This is a genomic window from Companilactobacillus nuruki (genome assembly GCF_002872255.1).
GTDB classification, from domain to species: Bacteria; Bacillota; Bacilli; order Lactobacillales; family Lactobacillaceae; genus Companilactobacillus; species Companilactobacillus nuruki.
Genome location: NZ_NIPR01000063.1, coordinates 19,267 through 42,862 on the forward strand (window position 1 = coordinate 19,267; position 23,596 = coordinate 42,862).

A 23,596-nucleotide genomic window follows, 5' to 3' on the forward strand; every position below is an offset into this window, starting at 1 on the left:
CATTTAATATGGTTATCACAGTCGATTTTTTATCATATACCAATTGTCATTAGTTAGATGATTTTGTTGACTAACCAATAAAATGTTTTAAAATTTGGTAATAAGTTAAATTATGGTGATTTTATGAAAAAGCTGAATCTTCTAACAAGAATATTTTTAATTATTAGTTTATGTTTTACAATCAATGTTTTAACGTCACAAGTGGTGCTAGCAAGTGATTCGGTCCCCAAGAGACAAACTCCAACATTGTTTATTCATGGCTTTGGTGGAACGGTGAGATCAATGGACTATTTAATTGATCAATCCCAAAAAGATGGCTATGCGACAAGAACCCTGACTATTTTTGTTACACCTAAAGGAAAGCTTCTATTAGATGGTCATTGGCCAGTTTCGGCTAAGAATCCAGAAATACAAGTATTATTTGGTAATAATCATGAATCTGACTATCATCATACAGCCAAATGGATTGATTCGATTTTAAAAATGTTACATAAAAAATATCATGTTACAAGGTTCAATGCCGTGGCTCACTCGTGGGGAAATAATGCAATTATGTATTACTTGGAAAACTACAGTCAAAAGAAAAATCAACCACAGATTGATTCACTAGTTAATATTGCAGCTCCAATGCAAGTTTTAAATCATGACATTTATCGACGTAATATTTGGAGATATTCTAATCAGTTAACTAAAGATTTTCACACTTATACTGCACCACATTCTCAAATACGTAATTTACATATGAGAGAGCTAAATATCATGGGGCAATTATCACCTAAGGATCACTTTGATAAGGCTGTCCCGGTATCATCAGCCCAGTCTTTGAAAAAAGTTTTTAGAGGTCAATACCAAACGTATGAATCAAGAATTTTTACTGGTCCTAGAGCTGAACATAGTGCATTGACAAGGCGTAATCCCAGGGTTTTACACGATATTGAGAGATTCTTGTGGGTAAGAGAGTAAAAAAGTATATAAACTACATATCATATTCATTATTTCGTCACATTTATTTTATAAAGTATTTTTAAATAGAAAAAGAAACGGATAAATAGGTGATAGAATGAATTTTTTACTAATGATATTAGTTTTTGTTCTAGGACTTTTCCTCCAAGTTTCCGGTAGCCATGTCAAAAGTAGAATGTTCTCCAGATTTTTATATTGCATTGGCAGTTTTGGCGTTTTATTGGCGATGTATATTGCTTGGCCTAAATAATAAGTTTTAGAATATAAAAGAGGTTACAAGAATCATTAATTTGATTCCTGTAACCTTTTTAGCTATTATTCAATTGAAATTAGATTAACATTATTGACCGAATCGGATAACTTTAATCTGCCAAGTAAATCATCGATTGTTCCGTTTAGATGACTAATATCTAAAGAAATGACCACAGTTGCAATATTATGGATGGGAATATTTTGGTTAATTGTTAAAATACTGGCATTTGATTCAGAAATATCAACTAGAACTTTTGAGAGAGTGCCTTGTTGATGGTGGAGCATCATGGATATGACAGCCTTACGGTCACTCATATCCTCATCGGGTAAGAAGACAAGATCTTTATATTTATAATAAGTGCCACGACTAATACCGACTTCCTTAACCGCTTCGCTGACGTTATGAACTTTTTTAGTTTCAAGTAAGTTACGAGCCTTGATCACTCTATCGAAGGATTCAGGAAGAATAGAACTATCAACAATATAATATTTTTCCATTTCTATCTCCTTAAAAATTCTTTACTATTATTTAAATTATAGCATTGATAACAAGCGTTGAAACTGTATAGATTTGATATTTTTTGATATTCTAATACTGATTGGAGATGTTTAGGTTGAAGACATTAGTGGTAGTTTCACATCCAAAAATAAATGATTCACAGACACAACAATTTTTGTTAGAGGGTGCCAAATTGCAAGATGTTACTTGGCATCATGTTGAAGAGTTAAAGAATATTGATGTTGAGAAAGAACAATCCTTATTGAAAAATCATGATCGAATAATTTTTCAGTTTCCTCTATATTGGTATTCGGCCCCTTCAGGGTTGAAGCATTGGGAAGATGAAGTTTTAACTAGAAACTTTGTTTACGGTGACGGTGATGATAATTTAGGTGATAAAGAATTTGGTATTGTTGTTAGTACAGGTATGCCACTGAAGGATTTTTGTCATGGTGGTAGTGAGAACGTGACAATCGATGAGATTATGGCTCCATATTTTGCCATTGCTAATCGAGCCAAAATGAAAATCTTGCCAACTTTTACTATTGCACAATTTCAATATATGAATGAATCAGTGCAAATGCAATTGTTGATAGATTATCAAAGATATTTAACTCAAACATATCCAGATAATTTAAAAAATCGTCAGGAGTGGTTTGAACGTGAATTTGCTGATCGGTTTAAGGATTTTAATGATATAAATTGTAATGCTTGTGAGACAATTTTGGATACTTTTATCCAAAGAAAAGAAAATATTGATCAATTGAAAAGTACAATTAGTTTGATTAAACAAGGCGAGGATGACTAATTATGGATGATACAGGAATTTGGTTAAATCAACAGGTTGATGAATTATCACAAAAACAAAAAGAATATAAAAATCGGGCTTTCTTAGTTGCAATGAAGAAAATGGTTGAAGAACAAAGTAAAAGACTAGAACAACTTCAGGGCGAAGTAGACGGCCGTCTTTGGAATCATGAGCAATGGTAGATTAAATTTTCTATTATAAGAGATGCGGTAATCAGTGAAAAATTACCGCATCTTTTTTATTGACCACATGTAACTTTTGAAGTAACATGTATTTTACAAATAGGAGATAGATAAATTATGAAATATATAATAACTGGTGTCACTGGGCACTTGGGTAACCAAATATTTAATGAATTAATTAAATTAGTATCAAGTAATGATGTAACTACTGGAGTTCATACTGTATCTAAAGCAAAGGCTATCGCTGATACTGGTGCTGAAGTATTGCCAATTGATTTTTTTAAAGAGGATACTTTAATTAATGCATTTAATGAAAAAGATGTTTTAATTTATGTTCCTAGCAAGAGTCATGATTCTTTTAGCAGAGTGACAGAGTTGGAAAATGTTTTGCAGGCTGCAAAAAAGGCTAATGTTGGACATATATTAGCAATGGGTTTTATTGCAGATCAGGAGAACAATCCATTTGATCTGTCCGCATTTTATGGATATTTACCAAGAAGATTAGCCTCTTTCGGTATTCCGTATACGATTGTTAGAAATGCCTTATATGCTGATCCTTTGATACCTTATTTACCAGAATTGATTGAAAGGAAAAATGTGATTTACCCAATGAGGGACCAGGCATTATCTTTTATTAGTTTAAACGATAGTTCCAAAACCTTTGCTAAAATTGCTGCAACTAAGTCATTATTACAGGATGGGAAAATCTATACGCTAACTCAAACTAGAAACTATACAATGCCTCAATTAGCTGAGGTTTTGAGTAACGTTTCTGGAAAATCCATAGGTTATCAACCGGTTACCCTAACTAAATTTGCAGAAATGTACAATCAGGGCAATGAAGGACATATGTTAGCTTCAATGTATGATGCGGGTAGTCGGGGATTATTGAACGAGATCAGTACAGATTATCAAAAAATTATGGGACGTGAGGCAACACCTCTTTTAGATTTTTTGAATATTAATTTTATTGATAATACTTTGTAAAAATATGAAGGTAAAAAAGTACACTCAACTTATTCATGGGTTGAGTGTACTTTTTTGTTTATAATTATTTATCAAATAACTCTGGTTCAATTTTACGATTCTTAAAATAGTATTCACGATCATGTTCTCCGATTTCACGTAGAATATGAGCTGGATTACCTACGGCAACAACATTATTTGGCAAATCTTTGGTAACAATACTCCCAGCGCCGATAACTACATTATCACCAATTGTTATACCAGGAAGAACTATCACACCAGCACCAAGCCAGCAGTTCTTTCCAATATGAATAGGGAAGTTATATTGATAGTTCTTTTGACGTAAGGTTGGCCAAACTGGATGTCCAGCGGAAGCTAGAGTGACATTGGGTCCAATCATGGTGTAATCACCAACATAAATATTAGTATCATCTACTAAAGTTAAATTGAAATTAGCATAAACATTTTTGCCAAAATGAACATGATGGCCTCCAAAATTACTATGAAGGGGTGGTTCAATATAACAATCTGGTCCTATTTCCGCAAACATATTTTTAAGCATATTTTGTCGTTTAGATTTTTCTGAGGGACGAGTCTGATTAAAATCATATAATTTCTCCATACAAGCATTTTGCCTTTTTTCTAATTCAGGGTCACTGGGAAGATAAAGTTCTCCCGTATGTAAACGTTCATTATTTGGTGTCATTTATGGTACTTCCTTTCTGAGTTTTCGAGATAATGGTTAGGATAGTTAATAAAATTAGAATCAGGATGATCCAAAGAAAAACATTGTCAGGTAGAGTTGATGGTCCCAATTGTCCTAACAAATTCCAAATTAAAGGTGCAAAAAAGGCACTAATAATTGTTGAAATGGTTATGTAGCTACTAAGAGTGTTAACTTGAGATGATTTTAAACCTTTATTACTGGTAAAAATCAAATATGGTCCAGTATAAGAGTAAATGAAATTAAAGAAGACGGCCGAACCAATTGCAATATTTGGATTTTTAGTTAAATAAAGTAAGAGAACGGACAAAGCTGCTCCAATATAACCTAGTGTCAAGACATATCGGTGGAGATATTTATGTAAATAACCAAAGGTTAATCCTGCAATTAATCCACCTATGTTCATTGCTGATAAAGTTAAATTCAGTATTTGAGCGTTACCAAAATTACGACTTTCAAAATAGCTTGGTAATTTTAATTGTATTCCCCAAATTAAAAGGTATGTAACAAAAGTTAAAAAAATCATTTTCCATTGACGTCTGGGGAGTTTAACTATTTCTGTTTTGATTTCATCGATTTCATTATTAGGTTCAGGAACGAAGAAATAGATTAATAGTGCGACTATCAATAAAATAATATGTAACCAAAAAACGGCATGCCAATTTAAGCCGATCAATAGTCCAGCTAGACCTAGTAATACAGCATTTCCTAAAGCTGAAAATCCTGTTTGATAACCTAATAATCTAGCACGCAGTTCACCATGATAAGTGTGTGCAATTAGGCTGATGGCATGCGGGGAAAAGAGTCCAATTCCTAATCCTAAAAAAATTCTACTTAACATTATCAGCCAGAGATTGGATGTAAATACAGGAATTATCCCCATTATTGAACTCAAAATCAAACCACTGATAACAATTTTTCTAACTCCAAATTTTTTAACCAATGAAGAATTAAACATTAAGGTTAAAAGAGCACTGAAATTAGCAATAGTCACGATCCATTCAATGATAGTTGTTGGAACTGTGGGAAAAGATTGTTTTAATTGTGTAAGAATTCCAGTAATAACTGTCGTGATGCCACTAACTGTTGATAAGCTTAGAATACTAATGGTGGTTTTTAATGGAGGTTGTCTCATATTTATTTCTCCAAAAATTTTTCAATTGTTTGTAAAACACCTTGTTCTTGATTATCAGCAGTAACTTGATTAGCGATTGCTGCGACTTTAGGTTGGGCATTTTTCATTGCTACACCACATCCAACTTCCCTTAACATTTCCAAATCGTTCCCGCCATCGCCAAAAGCCATCATTTCATTTAAATTGATATTTAGGACTTGCCCCAATTCCTTAAGTCCAGCGGCTTTGTTCATGCCTAACTGAATGACATCAATATCGCCATGACCACTACTAGTTGGTTCTGCTAATCCGGATAATTTTTGACGAAGTTGATCAACGATAATATCGGTTTTTTCAGGAGGGCAAGTGATAGCAAATTTAAGAATATCATCATTAATTTCGTTAAAGTCATCAATCACGTCTAAATGATGATAAAAATTGCGCATATATGCGATATGGTTGGGATCAGTTGACGATAAGGTATATGCACTCTTGGAACCACAGACTAGTAATTTCAAAGCCGGGATTGATTGAATTTGAGTAATGATTTTTTGAATATATACACTATCAAAAGCATGTTTTGCTAGAACTTGATTATTATCACGGATTAATGCGCCATTTTCTGAGATATAGATAATATCTGGATACTTTTGAAAGAATGATTTCAATTGAAAATATTGATTACCACTTGCGACAACGAATTGAATCTTGCGTGTTTGCAATTTTTGATAAAGTCGGGCAAATTTTTCTTCATTGTATGTCATATCTGAACGTAGGAAAGTCCCGTCCATATCAGTTGCAATTAGTTTAATCATTTTTTATTACCTCTTTGATTTTTGATAACCGCAGTTTAGCATGAAAATTGTTTGTTCAAAGGACATTTTTATAAGCAATTGGTATCAATTTTGTGATATTTAGAAAAAGAAGATCGATAATCGCTGGGAGTTTGACCTTTCCAGGCTTTAAAATTTCGATTGAAAGTTTTACCACTGGAGAATCCGCAACTGTTAGCAATGTAATCAATTGATCGGTCAGATTCTAAAAGCAATTTACGCGAATTTAATAATCGAATTAGTCGTAAATAACGGTTGACTGACATTTGCACATTAGTATTGAATTGCTGATTGAGAGTAGTCAAAGAAGTGTGAAATTCTGTAGCCAAAGTATTGCCGTCAATTTCTTTGGCATAATTTTTATTGATATTTGACATAACAGTATCCAACAAGGATAAATTGGGATTGACATGATTATTGGATTCAGGATGATTAAAATTTTCTCCCAATTCATTTAATAGTCCATAGAAGTGACTTAGGATATTCAAGCGAGTGAGATCGGTTAAAGGCTTTTCCAATAATAGTTGGATGTTAGTCAAATGTGTTTTGATTCTTTGATAAGATTGGTAATGGTCATGTGTAGAATTGATGCCATTTAAAATTAGATGCCAATCCTTACTAGCAGGAACTTGTTGTTGCAAAAAATTATCATCAATAATCAAACCAAATTCTAAGAAAGGGGCTTTTTTAGTGGTATTGACACTATGAATATCACGATGATTAACGGTCCAAATATCTCCTGAATGATATTTCATTGTTTTTCCAGCGGTAACGAAATTAAGTGTGTCGCCTTGAACTAGGTAATTGATCTCGATTCCTTGATGCCAATGAGGATCAACTACTAAGTTTTCATTAAAATTGTGTTTATAATATTTGAAAGGTAATTGTGCTAAAGGTTGAACATTTTCGTGCAAAATTTTCATACGAATATACCTACTATATTTAGAATACGAGTTAATGATAGCTTATTAAACTAAATTAATAAAGCTATGTATTAATATATAATTGAAAGAAAAAATACTTTTAATTCAAAAAAAACAGAGCTAGTAATCGTATTTTGATTACTGGCTCTGTTTAACTAACGATAAAGAACTTATAGGATTTTATTCCATTTCCTTAATAAATTGATCCATATTATTCTTTCGCCTGTTTAATTTTTTGTTCAACTAAAATCGATTCAATAATATCTTGTAAGGATACATTATTAAATTTTCTCAGTGCGGCCATTTTGGCGTCTTCATAATAGGCTCCGAGTACTTTTTGAATATTACCGCCAACGATACATTCGGGATTAGTATTGGTATCGAGCGTGAAAAGTTGCCTGTCCTTTTCTACTGCTAAATAGACATCTAATAGAGTAATTTGCTTTGATTCTTTAGCTAGTTTGGGCTCAGCAGTACCTTTTTTGGTAGCAATTAGACCAGCACCACGCAAAGTACTCATTAGCCTTCGAACGACTACTGGGGATGTCTCAATACTATTGGCAATCAATTCGCTGGATAATTTTTTTTCTTGATAGATTTCAATAAAAGCTAGAATATGAATTGAATCGCTGAAACGTGTGGAAACTCTCATTAACATTACCTCAATATTGTAACTTTTGTTTTTACAAGTATTATCTTAAAGGGATTTTAATAAATAGTCAATTTATTGATAATATGCGTATCGTTTGACACTAATATCGGATTATCATAGTATTATTGTTGTTACTTAAAAAGTTACACGAAAGAGATTTGTTATGATAAAGTTTGAGCATGTTTATAAAAAATATGAGGATAATTCAGCCATTGAGGATCTAAATTTAGAAATAAATGATGGGGATTTTTTTGTGATGGTTGGAACTAGTGGTAGTGGAAAAACAACCACTTTAAAAATGATAAATCGTTTAATCGAACCATCGTCAGGTCAAATTCTGATTGATGGTAAAGATATTAAAACTTATAATTTGCAAAAAATGCGTTTGAATATGGGATATGTTTTACAAAATATTGCATTATTTCCTAATTTAACAATCGAAGAAAATATAGCGATACAACCTGAATCCTTACATTGGTCTAAAGATAAAAGAAAGAATGTAGCTTGGGATTTGTTGAATAAAGTAGGATTGGATCCTAAGCTATATGCTAAAAGATATCCACATGAATTATCCGGTGGGGAACAGCAACGTGTTGGAATTATTAGAGCACTTGCAACTAGCCCCAAGATGGTTTTAATGGATGAACCTTTTAGTGCACTAGATCCAATTTCTCGAACACAGCTTCAAGATCTTGTTCTTAAATTGCATCGAGAATTACAAATTACTTTTATCTTCGTAACTCATGATATGCAAGAGGCTATTCGTTTAGGAAACACAATTGCAGTTTTAAGCAAAGGAAAGCTTGAACAAATTGGTAATCGAGATGATATCTTAAATCATCCTAAAAATGATTTTGTTGAAGGATTCTTTCAACAGGCTAAAAGAGGACCTGCAACCGTAAATCTATTATTAGATTCAGGATTGGGTAAAGAGACTGATCAACCTATTAATTCATCTCTATTAAAGATAGATTCGGTGAATCGGTTAGCGACTGAATTAAAGGATAATCAAGGTATGGTAATTTTTAAAAAGGATGATATTAATTATCAATTGACCACTGCTGATCTTCTAGATTATTTAGCAAAGGAAGGTGAGCAATAGTGAATGCAATAATACATATTTTACAAACTCAAAGTAATGGGATTCTTGAGGCATTGGGGCAACATATTTCGATTTCGTTAATTTCATTATTTATTGCCGCTATAATAGCCATTCCTTTAGCAATCATTTTAATGACACATAAAAGAATTGCTGAGATAATTTTACAAATTACCAGTATTTTACAAACGATTCCTAGTTTAGCATTATTGGGGATTTTGATTCCTTTTGTTGGAATCGGAACAATACCTTCAATTATTGCTCTAGTGGTATACGCAGTAATGCCAATTTTCCAAAATACTTATTCTGGTTTAACCACGATTGATCCTAATTTGGAGGAAGCAGCCGAAGCTTTTGGACTTTCAAGAACAAAGAAATTAATAAAATTTCAGTTACCATTAGCAATGCCAATGATTATTTCTGGAATTAGAATAGCAATGGTAATGATCATCGGAACCGCTACATTAGCCGCTCTAATTGGAGCTGGTGGTTTAGGTACTTATATTCTACTAGGTATTGAAACTAACAATAATGCTTTACTATTAATTGGAGCAATTCTATCAGCTATTTTGACACTGATTTTTAGTGCTTTGATTAATGGTATTTCTAAATTATCTTTAAAGAAGATAGGAATTCTATTTTCAGTTGTAGTTGTACTTTTTGGAGGTTTTGCGGGTTATCGTAGTTTTGTTAAACCAACTGTTAATGTTACGATCGCCGGTAAAATGGGAAGCGAACCGCAAATTCTTATTAATATGTATAAAGAATTAATAGAACAAGATCATCCAAATATGAAGGTTTCCTTAAAGCCTAATTTTGGTGGAACAAGCTTTTTATATAAGGCACTTGAATCAGGTTCAGTCGATATTTATCCAGAATTTACGGGAACGGTTTTAGAGTCGCTTGTAAAAACTAATAAAAATGTCAGTCATAATCCTGAAAAGACCTATCAGGTTGCTAAGGACTTGTTGAAAAAACAAGCGAATATGGAATATTTGAAACCAATGCAATATCAAAATGGTTATGATTTAGCTGTTAAACGTAGTTTTGCAAAGAAATATAATCTGAAGACAATTAGTGATTTGGTAAGAGTTGAACATAGGTTGCATGCAGGATTTGATCCTGACTTTTACCAACAAAGTGATGGATATCCAGGTATTAAAAAGGCCTATGGCTTGGATCTAGCTAGCGTTAAGACTATGGAACCATCCATCAGATATAAAGCAATCGCTAATGGCAAAGTTAATATAGTTGATGGTTATACAACTGATCCGGAAATTCAGGAATACGATTTAGTCGCTTTAAAAGATGATAAAAATCACTTTCCACCATATCAAGGTGCGCCATTAATGACAGAGAAATTTGCAATGAAACATCCAGAGATTAAGACAACTCTTAATAAATTATCTGGTAAAATAACAACTGCTGATATGCAAAAGATGAATTATTTAGTGACTGTGAAACATGAAAAGGCTTCAAAGGTTGCCCATGATTATCTAGTAAGTAAAAAGTTATTAAAGTGATTCAATAAAAAAATATTCAAATAAACAGCACTAGTAATCATATTTTGGTTACTAGTGCTGTTTTTTAGTGTGAGAAGCTATGTTCTTTGATGTAGTATAATCATCATATTGTGAGGAGGGATAATATCAAAAATTCTATTCAAACAAGGATTATAGGTTTGATTTCTGGCTTGATTTTGAATGCGTTTGGAAATGGTTTGTGTATTTCAGCTAATATGGGAAGTGGGCTGTGGACTGCAGCGGCCGTCAATATGAATAAATGGATCGGCTGGAACACAGGACTATTGTTGTTTATTGTCGGTATTGTTAACGCAATAACCAATCAATTTTTAATTAAACACTTTGATGGAAAAAGACTATTTGGAGAAATATTATATGTAATGTTTTTCAGCTATTTTGTTAATATATTTACAGATATGTTAAACAGTATTGGGGTGCCACAGTTATCAATTTGGTTAAGAGCTGTTCTATCATGTCTAGGCGTTGCCTTTTTCTGCATTGCAATTTCACTTTACCAAAGAGCCAACATAGTAATGCATCCAAATGATGATACAACTAATATATTAAGATTCTTATATTTGAAGGGAAATTCAACAGCTGCACAAATAATTGACTTTATTCCACCAATTATTATTATTGCAATAGCTGGATTAGCAATTCATAATGTCTATTCGGTTAATATTGGAACATTATTCTCATTTATTTTTAATGGAATTTTGATAGCAATGGCTGATAAATGGATTTGGCCTGAGTTAAAACATAATTTTAAAACAAAAAATAATTAATTTAATGATTCTTGGCAATTAAGTGAAATTTGTTCCTATTAGTTATATAATATAAGTCACAGGAATAGAAAACGTTTTCATAAACTATTTCTGTATGAGGTTTCAATAATTAATTAGGTGGTGTGTATTGATGAAATTAAATGACAATACTGAGGCAAAGAGGATTCTATCGGAGCTTTATACCGATATTAATAACAATAAGGAAATAGATAAAGAAGATTATGCTAAAGATTTTGTTTTGAAGACATATAATCTTTTAAACAGGAATTATTCATTCCAATATCTGTTTGGCAGATTGCGTGATGATCGCAAAGTTCAATCTACCTTGAATAGCTTAGATAACGGTGATGAATATAAAGAGCAAATCGATCAGTTTTCACATAATGTCGGTTATGCCATCAATTAAATAACATTTGAATAATATAATGAATAACATCAGTTTGATTTTTAAATTGATGTTATTTTTTTTATTATTATTTTTGTTGCAATTACAACAAAATGGTTATACAATATTTTTTGTTTGAAAGAGAGGCGTAGTTGTGGCTGATATTTTGAGATCAATTGGAGTAATTGCCCGATCATTGGACTCGATTAGTAATATAGAGTTTAAACAATATAATTTAACAAAGGGCCAATATATTTATTTGGCTCGGATTTATGAACACCCAGGAATTATTCAAGAAAAAGTTGCTGAAATGATTAAAGTCGATCGCACCACGGCAGCTCGAGCAATAAAAAAATTAGAAGATAATGGTTTTATTGTTCGGAAACAATCAGAAAATAATAAAAAAGAAAAAAAACTTTATGTTACACAAAAAGGAAAAGATACATATCCAATTCTTTATCGTGAAGAGCATTATTCGAACGAAGTGGCATTAAAAGGGTTGACTGCAAGTGAACGGAAGCAAATCTTTAAGTTGTTAGAGGTTGTTGAGGAAAATATTTCTGACAATTGGGAGTATGTTAAGAAGGGGAATAAACGGCTATATTAATGACGATAGAAATAAAAAAATGTACAGTAGCAAATTTAGCGACATTAAAAGAATTGAGTATTGAAACATATACCGATACGTTTAAGGATTTCAATACACCTGAAGATTTAAAAGATTACTTGCATAATGCTTATAATACTCAAATTTTAACTGCAGAGTTAACCAATCCTAATTCAGAATTTTATTTTTTATATGTGGATAAAGAATTAGCGGGATATTTGAAAATAAACGTTTCCAATGCTCAAAGTGAATCTTTAGGGCCGGATTTTTTAGAGATTCAGCGGATATATATTCGAGTACCATTTAAAAGAATGGGATTGGGAAAAATACTTTTAGAATTAGGTATTAAAAGAGCCAAAGAGTTGCAGAAAAAACGAGTCTGGCTAGGTGTATGGGAGAATAACTTTGCAGCCCAGAAGTTTTATCAATATATGGGCTTTAAAAAATTTACTTCACATAAGTTTGTTATGGGAGATTCGGTTCAGACAGATTATATTTTGAAAAAGGAATTGGAGTAGTCATTATGACAAAAGTAGTGGTAGACGATAAATTTTGGGAACTATTTCCTGAGGCGCAGATAAGTACCTTGGTAATTCATCAATTTGATAATCATGTAGATGAAAAAGATGATCCTTATTTCGCAAAATTATTAAGTGATTCAGCTAAAGAATCGGAAAAGTTTATATCTAATGAGTCTTTTAAAGATAATGAAGTAGTTGATGAATGGCGACAAGCATTTCGCAAATTTAAGACTAAAAAAGGTGTTAGATGTTCTATTGAAGCATTATTAAAACGCGTTAGTCAGGGACGAGCATTTTCACCAATTAATCCTTTAGTAGACATCTATAATAGTGTTTCATTAAAATATGGTGTCCCATGTGGTGGTGAGAATATTAACGCATTTGATGGAGATCTACATTTGGGTGAAGCTAAGGGTGGAGAAGGGTTTAAACCATTAGGTGCTACCGAGGACTCGCCAGCTTTACCTGGAGAAATTATTTATTATGATAATGCTGGTGCAATTTGTCGCTGTTTAAATTGGCGTGAAGCACAAAGAACTATGTTGACTGAAGATACTACTGATTCAGTGCTAGTAATTGAGGCCATTAATGAGAATCAGGCTAAAAGAGCAAGCGAGGCTATTGTCGAACTTAAGAAATTAATTGGGAATTATTTTAAAGTTGAAGGACGAATTGAACATTTGACAAAGAGTCATCCAGAATCAAAATCCTTATAGTTTTTTTAGTTTTCCTTCGCAATAACAAATAAATTGAATATAATCAAAAAAATAGAGTTCTATCAAGTGGATATTCCGTCTGATAGAACTCTATTAAAATTTATTTTTGATCGCGATCGACCATACCAAAGACTAGTACTAGGATTCCAATGATTAAGGAGACAACAAAATAAGAAAAAATAGTGGTAACGTTAATACCTAATCCTAGAGAAAGTCCAATCAAATATGGTCCTATTGTAGCGCCAATTCGACCAATGGATTGAGTAAATCCAATTCCAACACCACGTATTTCTAAGGGGTATTGTGTTGGGGTTAAGGCAATCATTATTCCCCAGGCGCCTAAAGTAAAGAATGATAATAGACAGCTACTGAGGACAACTAGCCAAACACTTTGCGCGGTTCCAAAAAGAAAAGCGCCAATGATTGTTCCAACTAAATAAATTGCTAAGACCTTTTTACGACTGATTTTTCCCATCAAATAAGCGGCCAAGAAGTATCCAGGTAATTGTGCGAAACTCATTATTAATGTATATCCAAAACTATGAACAATCGAGAATCCGCGTTTGATCAAAACGCTTGGTAACCATAGGAACATACCATAATAGGCAAACATAATGACGAACCAAAGGATACTTAAGCATAAAGTTGCCCGACGAAAATCTTTTGACCAAATTTGATTCATAGCCACACGAAGATTTAATTTTTCATTTTTAATGTTTGTCTGTTCTGGTAAATGACGTCGGATTACTAATGTATATAATGCCATTACTGAGGTGATGATAACAGTTGGTCTCCAACCATAAAGTGGCATAAATAAGAAAGCTAAAAGAGATGCAACAATCCAACCAATAGCCCAAAAACTATCTACTAAAATCAACATTCGAGAACGTCGATGCCCCGAAAATGAATCAGCAATGATCGTAGTAGCAACAGGTAGCTCACCACCTAATCCGATTCCCGTTAAGAAACGTACTAGTAAAAATTGAGGGAGATTTTGCGTTAAGGCTAAAACCAAATTGCTAATAGAGAATAATAATAAAGTTATGATGATTATGTTCTTCTTACCAAATTTATCAGCTAAATATCCAAAAAGTATTGCACCAATCATCATTCCAACGGTGGTAATAGAACTAACTAATCCAATTTGTCCATCAGTTAAAAACCATTCTTTTTTCAATAATGGCATAATAAATGATAATAATGCTACATCGGCCGCGTCAAATAACCATGCAGTACCAATAATCATTAACAGTTTTAGACCGCTACGGTCTGAGTTCCTTATTTCTGTTTTCAAGACTTGCCTCCAAAATTTATATATAAAATATAATCTAAATTATTAAAGGTAAAAATTACCTTTAATAATTTAAAACAAGACTAGCATTAGTCTTATTTAAGGTCAAGTTATTAACGCAATTTATATAATTTAGCTGGCCGACCGCTTTTGCCATGCTGCATTCCAATCTCGGAAAACAGATGAGCATGAGTCTTACGAAAGTTTGAATTATCAATATTCTCAACAGGTTCTTTCCAAAATGTTGAATAGACGGCACGGGCCTGTTTAAGTGTGAAATTGTCGCCAAGAATTAATAGGATTGTTGGCAAATAGTCTAATCTATTGGTTACCCTTTGGAAAGCTAATCTAAGAATTAATTCATGATCATCAACTAAATGATTGGCATTATGATATTTTAATAAATTATTATAAAAGTCATTTGCTGAAATTTTTTCATTTAATGTTTGAAAAACTAAATTACGATATTTTAGAAGATAACAATTTTCGGAGTAATCGATTTCAAACCATTCCGCATCTTTAGCTCCATATCCAGCAGTTAGTTCGGGCATTGAAGGTAAATAGGTCATATAAGTTAATGCAATTTCTCTATGTTCATTACTGCGATGAACATTACTAAAAGTTGCCAGTTGTTCGGTATAAAAGTCTGGTAATGTGATACCAATTTTTTCTCTGATTAATCTTAATGAGGATTCCTCAGCATTTTCGTTATTACGAAGCATTGTGGTAGGCAACCCCCATTTGTCAGCGTTTGTTCCTAGAGAATTTTTTATAAGAAGTATTAAGATTTTTTTGGAAGTTTCATCGTAACTCCAAATAATATTGACTATATTTATACTTAAATAAGCACTTGAATCATTTTTTTCCATTCTAAAAACACCCTCTGATTGATATTAAATCCATTATAATTTACTTTCTGTACACTTACAGCTTTATATTTGCTTCACAATTAAATTGATTATATAACTACCGTGGAGATTAGGAAATCTCCAAAAGATGGCATAATAATGTCATTCCCTGGAACCCTAGGCCTAATGCTATCTTTTATGATAGGTTCTAATTCATATCGGTGTATACATCGTATATGGAGGGGAAATATAATGAAAAAAATTTTAAAAAATAGTTTGTTTATAGGTGAAGCATTATTAGGATTTGGATCAATTGGAGCTAGTGGAATGATCGTCAAGGCTGCTGATACATCTTCCACTACACCGGATCCACCAACGACAACTAGTGCAACTGCGACATTGACGCCAGGAACGATCACGATTAAATCGGCACCAAGTATTACTTTTGGAACAGTAGCTTCGAGTGCAGATGATACTAACTATACATCGACCGCATTTACTTCTCCTTTGGCCGTAGCTAATCAAGGTCAAGAAACTGGTTGGACGGTAACGTTAGCCGAATCTGGCTTTAGTTCAACTGTTTCAGGTCAACCATCATTAACGGGTGCTAAATTAACAATGGGCAACTCTACCAAGGCTCCAACAGTTGCTGCAGCAGATGCAGATAATACTTCAACGGCACCAATTTTGACCAGTCCGTTGGCTATCACAAATAGTCCAGCTACTATTTTTAAAGCTGGAGCTGGACAAGGCATTGGTACATTTGCCGCAACTTATGGCTCTGGAGATGCTAATCTTTATGTTCCAGCTGGTGATGGTGGAGGTTCCTATACTTCGACCTTAACTTGGACATTGTCAAATGCTCCATCCTAAAAATCATGAAGAAGGGGTATATTATTATGTACCCTTTCTTTTTTTCAGGAGGATATTGATGTGAAAAAATACCTAGGGATTTTGTTAGCTTTTTTTACGGTGACACTAAGTTTGATATTTAATCAACAAGCTGTATCGGCCGCTTCTACTAGTAATGTTAATTACAGTATTTCAGCAGAGTTACCGGATAATCAGGCTGCTTCTAATATAAGTTATTTTGATTTAAAGGTAGCACCAAATCAAAAGGAAACCATTAAGTTTAAAATAAACAATAATGATGTAAAGGATCATACTTATAAAGTGGCTGTAAATCGGGCCACAACTGATTCTAATGGTGTAATTATCTATAACCAGCATGATGTTCAACCTGATGATAGTTTGATTTATAATATTGAAGATTTAGTTAAATATCCTAAAGAGGTAACTGTTGATAAAAATTCATCAAAGGAAATAGCAGTTGATATAAGCATGCCTAAAGAAAAGTTTTCAGGAGTGTTATTGGGAGGAATTCTGGTTGAAGAAAATAATCAAATTAATGGTACTCAAACAGTAAAGGGAGTAACTTTAAAAAATAAATATGATTATGTTTTAGGACTACAATTACAGGAGAGTACTGATATAGTCAAACCAGACCTGAAATTTGTTAAAGCTTATCAAACATCTAATCAAGGACAAATATATATTGCTGGTGAGTTAGATAATGATGTTCCCACTTTAGAAAAGAATGTTTCAGTTGATGCTAAAATAACACATAAGAATAGTCCAAAAATAGTATTAAAATCATCCAAGAAGAATATGTCAATTGCTCCAAATAGCAATTTTGATTATCCAGTGAATGTTAATTCGACTAATGGTATTGATAAGAATAAGCGATTGAAACCAGGAACTTATACAATGTATTTGAATGTGAAATCCAATAATGGTAATGATCATTGGAATTTAAAGCGTAATTTTACTATTACAAGTAAACAAAATTACAAAATAAATAAAAAGATTCCAGATCGTTCTAAAGATATTTGGATCGTTCTAGGAGTAATTGCCATACTTATTAGTGTAGCAATTAGTGTTATTTGGAATTATAGAAAGAAGAGAAATTAAAAATATAAATTGATGCACACACAAAAAATTTTTGATTAGATTTAATTCTAATTTTAGTGATGAGAATTTAAATTACAGCGAAATAGCCTATGTTGATTTTATTAATATAATCAACATAGGCTATTATTTTGAACAATTAAAACTATTTTTAAAATATATTAATTAAAATAGTACCTGAAATAACTAAAATTAATCCAGCAATTGACGGCATAGAAATTGATTCATGGTAAAAGACGATACCAGCAATAGTTACCAAAATTAATCCAACGCTGCCCCAAGTGGCATATGTCAGACTCAGTGGGAGACGTTTCAAAACGTGCGATAGGACAAAAAGACAGATAAAATATGACGTTAATGTACCTAACGTTGGTAAAAGGTTAGTGAAACCGTCTGTTTTTTTTAAAAGTGAAGTCCCTAAAACCTCAAAACTGATTGAGATCAAAAGTAGTAAGTAATTCATAGGCTCTATCCCCGATTAAAAAATTTTCTTTCAAATAGCATACACGCTTTTAGATCAAAATACACGATTTATTTATAAAAAATTGTATTAATTATTTTGATATATTAAATCACGTGAAAAGGTTTACATTTGTAAATATTGTGATATTCTGAACAAAAAAGCGAGGCTATGAAGATGACAGATTATAACTTTTTAAAGCCATATACATTTGAAAAGAAGAATATTACGATTAAGAATCGAATTGTAATTCCACCAATGACTGAGGAAATGAGTTTTTCAAACGGTGAGGTTACAAGTGATGAATTACGTTATTATCATATGCACAGTGGTGGAGCTGGAATGTTTATTACTGCCACTGCTAATGTCAATGCTTTAGGTAAAGGTTTTGAAGGCGAACTCAGTGTAGCTGATGATAAATTTATTCCCAGTTTAACTAAATTGGCTGAAGCAATGCATAGAGATGGGACTAAAGCAATTTTACAGATTTTTAGTGCTGGTAGAATGTCATCAACTGTAATTCTGCGCGGTCAACAACCAGTTAGTGCCAGTGCCATAAAAGCAACTAGAAATAATTCCGAAACGCCACGTGAATTAACTGAAGCTGAGATAGAACAAACTATCAAGGATTTTGGACAGGCTACTAAAAGGGCTATTGTGGCTGGGTTTGATGGTGTTGAAGTTCATGGTGCAAACACTTATTTAATTCAACAATTCTTTTCACCACATTCAAATCGTAGAACCGATAAATGGGGTGGTTCGATTGAAAAGAGAATGACTTTTCCATTGGCAGTGGTTGATGAGGTTCAATCATCAATTGATAAATATGCTGATAGGCCATTCTTGTTAGGTTACCGTATTTCACCAGAAGAAATTGAAACTCCTGGTATTAGATTTGATGATACTTTGCAATTGATAGATGCTCTAAGGCAAAAGCCATTGGATTATTTGCATGTTTCAATGGGGGATGTTTGGAGAAAGTCATTAAATGATAAATCAGTTATTAAACCATTGAATTTGACGATCAAAGAACATCTTGGCAATTTACCATTAATCGGTGTTGGTGATATTCAAACTCCAAAGGATGCTGAAAAGGTTCTTGATGAAGGAATTGATTTTGCAGCAATTGGTCGAGAAATACTTCGTGAACCTCATTGGGTACAAAAAGTTATTGATGGTGATGAGGATGCTATTCGTTACACGATTTCACCAGAAGATCATGAGGAGTTAGGTTTAAATGGAACGTTCTGGGACTTTTTATTAGGAGCATTCCATGATGGACTGCAATTGAGCAGTGAACCACATACTAAAGATGATCGAGAGAAATTTAATAATGCTTTAGATCATATTTTTGGTGGTGGAAAATAGAAGGGTAAAAAAATATAAAGCAAAGAGAGCCAGCAATCAATATCGATTACTGACTCTCTTTGCTTTATATAGAACGTCTCTGCTATAGTATCGAATTTTTCCGCTTTTTTATTTCTCAGGTAATAAATAATTAGAAAAAAAGTACTATTCTGATATGTCAGAATGGGAATTGACATGGATATCAAAATATATTAATTTTATTGATGATTTTAATAGGTAGTGAGGTTGTTATTTGAAATTTGAAAATGATTTGGCAATCTTTAAAGTGCAATTAAAGATTGCCTTTAAAGATAAGTTTTATTTTGTCTATACCTTAATAGTTCCTATATTTATGATTTTTATTAACAAAACTCAAGATTTCCAAGACAACGAGTCACTTTATATTTATTGGTCATATATCGTTGTGACAACTGTCTTTAATGGTTTTTTGCTCAATATTATTAGGTTACGAGAAAGCGGGTTCTTTAAAACCTTAACATATCTTATGGGTTCGAAATATTCGATTGTTTTATCGAATTTATTTGTTCAAGTTGTGATTATTCAATTAGAGATTCTATTGTTTAATTTAATCGTTTTTCTATTTATCATCAAAGTTTCTCTAATGACTTTTATTTATGGATTCTTAGCAACCTTTTTAGCAACATTTCTTGTTTCGGCTATGTTATCAGGGGCATTATTAATAAGAATAAGAAAGAGTACCTTTAATTTATTTTGTGGAATTTTCTTTATTTTAGGGATAGCATTATTAGGAAGTCGTCCAAGCGGTGTCATTGAATATGTTCAAACTGTTTTAAATCCTTTTCAATTGATTTATGGATTATATATATTTCCCTGTTCTACAGTTGGTTTTCAAATTCTGATGATGCTTTGTGTTTGTGGATATTTGTTAATAGGGGCAATGATGTTTAAAAATATTTCAATTAAACAAAAACTTAAATGAGGTTAGTAATTTTGAAAGTAGAGAATTTTATTTATGAGTATCGTTTGAAAAATATTTTTCAAAATGTAAATTTTTATTTTGAAGATTGTCAGTTGAATTTTATTTTAGGTGAAAATGGAATAGGCAAAACGACAATACTTGACTGCATTGCTAATGTAGATGAAGCTAAGGATGATAGTTTTTTGGGATTCCCAAATAATTGGGAAATAGCTTACTTAGCGCAGGAAAATGGATTCAACGTTGGATTGACAGCCAGTGAAATTATTTGTTTCGTGAAGCAATTAGAAGGGAATGTTCAATTGGAGGTGCCTAACATAATTGAAGAAATATTGCATTTTAAATTTATAGATCTAACCATTGAAGAAAGAAAATTGTTATTAATTTATTTGAATACAATGGTTGATAGAGAGCTTTATTTGTTTGATGATCCAGAAAAGTACCTTAGATTGTCCTATTCACAAATGGTATTTGAATGGCTTCGCCAGTTGGTTGATTTAGGCAAAACGGTTATTGTAGCAACTAATAGATTAGATAATATTTTTGATACTGACAATGTCAACTATATTAAAAATAATCAGGAAGTATTAGCAGACAGTTATCTGAAGATTAAGGGACGAATGGCGTTTTGATTTTTAAAATTAATGTTCAGTGATAAAGTACTAACTGAGGTGTAGAAAAATGAATGAAATTCAAAAACTAGATAATGGCGAATGGTATTATTTTCTGGATGATGAGATAGTCAAAAGAAAGGCTAAGGCTGCTAAACTGTGCCAGGAGTTCAATGAAATATCTGCTAATAATCCTGAAGAACAGACTAAAAAAATTAAAGAAATTTTTGGTTCTTATGGGAATAATATTTCAGTTCAAAGTCGTTTTAATTGCGATAATGGGAAAAATATCCATGTAGGAAATGATTTTTTAAGTAATTATAATTTAACTATCCTAGATATTGCACCGGTTAATATCGGGAATAATGTCATGATTGGACCTAATGTTGATATTTATACAGTGAATCATCCTATGACGGCTAAAGGACGCCGTGAATATCTTGCTAAGGGATTACCAGTAACAATTGGTAATGATGTTTGGATTGGCGGCAAAGTTTCAATTATGCCAGGAGTTACTATTGGCGATAATGTAGTGATTGCTGCTGGGGCAGTTGTTACTAAAGACGTACCGAATAATTCTTTAGTTGGAGGTGTGCCAGCTAAGGTTATAAAAGAATTGAATTAAAAATAACCATCAGAAGAAGTTACATTGATGTCTTCTGATGGTTATTTTTTGTTTAGACCAATTTACTAAACTATTTTTTTTACTTTTACATAATTGTAATATTCTTGATATTTGTTTTTTGAAATGTAGCCAATATTCTCTTCGAGTGCATTAGCTTCCCCTGCGGCCATTGAGCATTGAATAAGATTTTTATCTGATAGATTATTCTCAATAGCATAAGCCAAAGCACCAACAGAGGAATCACCACTACCCGTGGGGTTAACGGCGGTAATAGGCTTAACAGTTGCAGAATAGATTGAAGATTTAATTTTAGCAAAACAACCCTTAGACCCCATAGAAACAATTACTATTGGAATATTATCCATAGAGCAGGCACTAATTAATTTAGCAATATCATTTGAAGCAATAGGGGAAATTTCTTTTAGCTCATGAATATTAGGTTTAATAGCATAAGGAAAAGTACAGTTTTCACTGCAAAGTTTCAAGGTCTTTTTTAGAACATCTTGGGATGTATCTAAGATAACTTTGATATCTAGATTTAGGGAATTAATTAATGAAATTAACTGATAATAAATATCCTCATCAACTCCAATTGGAATGTTGCCACTTATAACGACAATATTAATTGAACGAGTATTAATTATATTTTTTATTTTAGAAAGTAATTGATTTAATTCATTATTACTTATTCTGGGACCTAATTCATTAATTTCCGTTTGTTTTCCAGAATCATGCATAATTGTTATACAATTTCTTGTTTCATCGTGGCATTTAATGAATTCATTTTTCATGGGATTATTTTTTAGAAGTACATTTAAATTATCAGAGAAATATTGACCATTATATCCACCCAAAAAACCAGTAACAATAGCTTGAGAACCTAAAATCGATAGTACTCGTGCAGCATTAACACCTTTGCCGCCTAATACTTTCAATGGGGCAGTTCGATTTACTGAATCAATATTCAATGTATCTAATTTATATAATGTATCTACCGATGGATTTAAGGTCACAGTTAAGATCATTTTGAGTTTCTCCTTTACAGATTATTTAATAGCCTTCAATTGTGTTTTAAATGACGTTATACCATTTTGAATATTTTTTTAGTTGTTCATCACTAATTTCATTATCAGTTACCAAATAGTCCACCTTATCAGAAGTAATAAATGTATACATATCACTCTCATCGAATTTAGTATGATCAGCTACAATTACAATTTTTTTACTATGTTTAAAGGCTTCCATTTGGATATGACCCTCTCCAGTATTTGCAGTGGTTATATTTTGATTGTAAATACCATTTGTAGATCCAATAGCATAATCGAAAAGTAGGTTCTCAAACGACTTAATTGCAACTTCACCGTAAAACTCACCGGTAGTTTTGTGAAGCTTTCCCCCAGTTAACATAACGTCCTCATTGTTATCTATAAAATAATTGAATGCTTCTAAATTATTGGTAACTATATGTAAATCCTTATTGATTAATTGTGGAATAAGCGCGTGAATAGTTGTTCCTGCACCAACAAAGATATTTTGTCCATTTTCAATGATGGGATCAATTTTATCAGCAATTTGCAATTTCAATTTATTATTTAAGCTTAATTTTTCCTTAGTAGTTTTTTCCTTTTTATTTTCCGGTAACGATTCAACTCCACCTCTGACTCTTTTTAACTTCTTATTTTTTTCTAACTCAGATATATCCCTTCTAATCGTCATTCCCGTGACGTTAAGCATACTGGCTAGTTCTTCAGTTTCTATGTAACCCTTAGTATTAATTATTTCGATAATCTTGTCGTGACGTTCTTCCTTTATCATTTTTTCACCTTACTTCGTTCGCTCTATTCAACATAATAGCACATAATTCTTTTGTGTTCAATAATGTTCAAAATAATAACATAAATGAACATTATTTGTTTATGAAAAGGATTGACAGAGC

At 32.2% G+C, this 23,596-nt stretch carries 28 protein-coding genes; 17 read left to right on the forward strand and 11 right to left on the reverse strand.

All coding sequences use genetic code 11. The annotated features are described in order from the left end of the window. The first annotated feature begins 123 nt into the window (after positions 1-123). The gene (locus CBP76_RS12165) at positions 124-963 is read left to right on the forward strand and encodes an alpha/beta hydrolase (protein ID WP_102197128.1); all 840 of its coding nucleotides are present in this window, start codon (positions 124-126) and stop codon (positions 961-963) included. A gap of 315 nt (positions 964-1,278) precedes the next feature. On the opposite strand, the gene CBP76_RS12170 is transcribed toward CBP76_RS12165, so the two are convergent. Next, a complete protein-coding gene (locus tag CBP76_RS12170) occupies positions 1,279-1,713 on the reverse strand; it encodes an ACT domain-containing protein (protein ID WP_102197129.1) in 435 nt (144 codons plus the stop codon). A 107-nt stretch (positions 1,714-1,820) separates the two neighbouring features. Here CBP76_RS12170 and CBP76_RS12175 point away from each other — a divergent pair, with 107 nt between their 5' ends. The 3 genes from CBP76_RS12175 to CBP76_RS12185 all read left to right on the forward strand — a co-directional run bounded on the left by CBP76_RS12175 (position 1,821) and on the right by CBP76_RS12185 (position 3,691). Beyond that, positions 1,821-2,522, forward strand: a complete 702-nt coding sequence (locus tag CBP76_RS12175; RefSeq protein WP_245865793.1) for an NAD(P)H-dependent oxidoreductase — start codon at positions 1,821-1,823, stop codon at positions 2,520-2,522. 2 nt (positions 2,523-2,524) lie between these two features. Then, the gene (locus CBP76_RS12180) at positions 2,525-2,704 is read left to right on the forward strand and encodes a hypothetical protein (RefSeq protein WP_102197131.1); all 180 of its coding nucleotides are present in this window, start codon (positions 2,525-2,527) and stop codon (positions 2,702-2,704) included. Positions 2,705-2,821: 117 nt separating this feature from the next. Continuing rightward, on the forward strand, positions 2,822-3,691 hold the full coding sequence (locus CBP76_RS12185; RefSeq protein WP_102197132.1) for an SDR family oxidoreductase: 870 nt from the start codon (positions 2,822-2,824) through the stop codon (positions 3,689-3,691). 64 nt (positions 3,692-3,755) lie between these two features. Here CBP76_RS12185 and CBP76_RS12190 read toward each other — a convergent pair whose 3' ends face one another. The 5 genes from CBP76_RS12190 to CBP76_RS12210 form a co-directional block, all read right to left on the reverse strand. Then, positions 3,756-4,376: a sugar O-acetyltransferase gene (locus CBP76_RS12190; RefSeq protein ID WP_102197133.1), complete on the reverse strand. Its 621-nt coding sequence runs from the start codon at positions 4,374-4,376 to the stop codon at positions 3,756-3,758. Continuing rightward, entirely contained in the window at positions 4,363-5,529 is a 1,167-nt protein-coding gene (locus tag CBP76_RS12195; RefSeq protein ID WP_102197134.1) for an MFS transporter, read from the reverse strand. Before CBP76_RS12195 ends, CBP76_RS12190 begins: the two co-directional genes overlap by 14 nt. 2 nt (positions 5,530-5,531) lie before the next feature. Beyond that, positions 5,532-6,323 (reverse strand): Cof-type HAD-IIB family hydrolase, encoded by a 792-nt coding sequence (locus tag CBP76_RS12200; RefSeq protein WP_102197135.1) that lies wholly within the window; start codon positions 6,321-6,323, stop codon positions 5,532-5,534. Between the two features lie 68 nt (positions 6,324-6,391). Next, positions 6,392-7,264: a helix-turn-helix transcriptional regulator gene (locus CBP76_RS12205; protein WP_102197136.1), complete on the reverse strand. Its 873-nt coding sequence runs from the start codon at positions 7,262-7,264 to the stop codon at positions 6,392-6,394. Positions 7,265-7,475: 211 nt separating this feature from the next. Then, on the reverse strand, positions 7,476-7,916 hold the full coding sequence (locus CBP76_RS12210) for an Rrf2 family transcriptional regulator (protein ID WP_102197137.1): 441 nt from the start codon (positions 7,914-7,916) through the stop codon (positions 7,476-7,478). A 163-nt stretch (positions 7,917-8,079) separates the two neighbouring features. Here CBP76_RS12210 and CBP76_RS12215 point away from each other — a divergent pair, with 163 nt between their 5' ends. The 7 genes from CBP76_RS12215 to CBP76_RS12245 all read left to right on the forward strand — a co-directional run bounded on the left by CBP76_RS12215 (position 8,080) and on the right by CBP76_RS12245 (position 13,552). After that, positions 8,080-9,018, forward strand: coding sequence for an ABC transporter ATP-binding protein (locus tag CBP76_RS12215; RefSeq protein ID WP_102197138.1), 939 nt, complete (start codon positions 8,080-8,082; stop codon positions 9,016-9,018). Further along, a complete protein-coding gene (locus CBP76_RS12220; RefSeq protein WP_102197139.1) occupies positions 9,018-10,538 on the forward strand; it encodes an ABC transporter permease/substrate-binding protein in 1,521 nt (506 codons plus the stop codon). Before CBP76_RS12215 ends, CBP76_RS12220 begins: the two co-directional genes overlap by 1 nt. 152 nt (positions 10,539-10,690) lie before the next feature. Beyond that, entirely contained in the window at positions 10,691-11,323 is a 633-nt protein-coding gene (locus tag CBP76_RS12225) for a DUF6198 family protein (RefSeq protein WP_483862448.1), read from the forward strand. 130 nt (positions 11,324-11,453) lie between these two features. Continuing rightward, positions 11,454-11,729 carry a hypothetical protein gene (locus CBP76_RS12230; protein ID WP_102197140.1) on the forward strand — a complete coding sequence of 92 codons (276 nt, stop codon included), beginning with the start codon at positions 11,454-11,456 and terminating at the stop codon, positions 11,727-11,729. A gap of 133 nt (positions 11,730-11,862) precedes the next feature. After that, complete coding sequence (locus CBP76_RS12235) at positions 11,863-12,315, forward strand: MarR family winged helix-turn-helix transcriptional regulator (protein ID WP_102197141.1); 453 nt, start codon at positions 11,863-11,865, stop codon at positions 12,313-12,315. Beyond that, positions 12,315-12,833: a GNAT family N-acetyltransferase gene (locus tag CBP76_RS12240; RefSeq protein WP_102197142.1), complete on the forward strand. Its 519-nt coding sequence runs from the start codon at positions 12,315-12,317 to the stop codon at positions 12,831-12,833. Before CBP76_RS12235 ends, CBP76_RS12240 begins: the two co-directional genes overlap by 1 nt. A 5-nt stretch (positions 12,834-12,838) precedes the next feature. Further along, the gene (locus CBP76_RS12245; protein ID WP_102197143.1) at positions 12,839-13,552 is read left to right on the forward strand and encodes a B3/B4 domain-containing protein; all 714 of its coding nucleotides are present in this window, start codon (positions 12,839-12,841) and stop codon (positions 13,550-13,552) included. Between the two features lie 100 nt (positions 13,553-13,652). Here the strand turns inward: CBP76_RS12245 and CBP76_RS12250 are convergent, their stop codons facing one another. Both CBP76_RS12250 and CBP76_RS12255 read right to left on the reverse strand, forming a co-directional pair. Next, a complete protein-coding gene (locus CBP76_RS12250) occupies positions 13,653-14,834 on the reverse strand; it encodes an MFS transporter (RefSeq protein WP_174683329.1) in 1,182 nt (393 codons plus the stop codon). Between the two features lie 122 nt (positions 14,835-14,956). Next, entirely contained in the window at positions 14,957-15,712 is a 756-nt protein-coding gene (locus CBP76_RS12255) for an NrtR DNA-binding winged helix domain-containing protein (protein WP_102197144.1), read from the reverse strand. Between the two features lie 231 nt (positions 15,713-15,943). On the opposite strand from CBP76_RS12255, the gene CBP76_RS12260 reads away from it, so the two are divergent. Together CBP76_RS12260 and CBP76_RS12265 are read left to right on the forward strand one after the other, a co-directional pair. Then, the gene (locus CBP76_RS12260) at positions 15,944-16,564 is read left to right on the forward strand and encodes a WxL domain-containing protein (RefSeq protein WP_166667273.1); all 621 of its coding nucleotides are present in this window, start codon (positions 15,944-15,946) and stop codon (positions 16,562-16,564) included. A gap of 60 nt (positions 16,565-16,624) precedes the next feature. Further along, positions 16,625-17,662: a WxLIP family cell surface protein gene (locus CBP76_RS12265; RefSeq protein ID WP_102197146.1), complete on the forward strand. Its 1,038-nt coding sequence runs from the start codon at positions 16,625-16,627 to the stop codon at positions 17,660-17,662. A 148-nt stretch (positions 17,663-17,810) separates the two neighbouring features. Here the strand turns inward: CBP76_RS12265 and CBP76_RS12270 are convergent, their stop codons facing one another. Then, positions 17,811-18,122 carry a DMT family transporter gene (locus CBP76_RS12270; protein WP_102197147.1) on the reverse strand — a complete coding sequence of 104 codons (312 nt, stop codon included), beginning with the start codon at positions 18,120-18,122 and terminating at the stop codon, positions 17,811-17,813. Between the two features lie 174 nt (positions 18,123-18,296). Here CBP76_RS12270 and CBP76_RS12275 point away from each other — a divergent pair, with 174 nt between their 5' ends. The 4 genes from CBP76_RS12275 to CBP76_RS12290 all read left to right on the forward strand — a co-directional run bounded on the left by CBP76_RS12275 (position 18,297) and on the right by CBP76_RS12290 (position 21,660). After that, positions 18,297-19,487 (forward strand): NADH-dependent flavin oxidoreductase, encoded by a 1,191-nt coding sequence (locus CBP76_RS12275; RefSeq protein WP_102197148.1) that lies wholly within the window; start codon positions 18,297-18,299, stop codon positions 19,485-19,487. 232 nt (positions 19,488-19,719) lie between these two features. After that, positions 19,720-20,427 (forward strand): hypothetical protein, encoded by a 708-nt coding sequence (locus tag CBP76_RS12280; RefSeq protein ID WP_102197149.1) that lies wholly within the window; start codon positions 19,720-19,722, stop codon positions 20,425-20,427. A gap of 11 nt (positions 20,428-20,438) precedes the next feature. After that, a complete protein-coding gene (locus CBP76_RS12285; RefSeq protein ID WP_166667274.1) occupies positions 20,439-21,056 on the forward strand; it encodes an AAA family ATPase in 618 nt (205 codons plus the stop codon). 49 nt (positions 21,057-21,105) lie between these two features. Then, positions 21,106-21,660, forward strand: a complete 555-nt coding sequence (locus CBP76_RS12290) for a sugar O-acetyltransferase (RefSeq protein WP_102197151.1) — start codon at positions 21,106-21,108, stop codon at positions 21,658-21,660. A 65-nt stretch (positions 21,661-21,725) separates the two neighbouring features. Here the strand turns inward: CBP76_RS12290 and CBP76_RS12295 are convergent, their stop codons facing one another. Both CBP76_RS12295 and CBP76_RS12300 read right to left on the reverse strand, forming a co-directional pair. Beyond that, positions 21,726-22,685: a 1-phosphofructokinase family hexose kinase gene (locus tag CBP76_RS12295; RefSeq protein WP_102197152.1), complete on the reverse strand. Its 960-nt coding sequence runs from the start codon at positions 22,683-22,685 to the stop codon at positions 21,726-21,728. Positions 22,686-22,731: 46 nt separating this feature from the next. After that, positions 22,732-23,475, reverse strand: a complete 744-nt coding sequence (locus CBP76_RS12300) for a DeoR/GlpR family DNA-binding transcription regulator (RefSeq protein WP_102197153.1) — start codon at positions 23,473-23,475, stop codon at positions 22,732-22,734. Positions 23,476-23,596 lie beyond the last annotated feature (121 nt).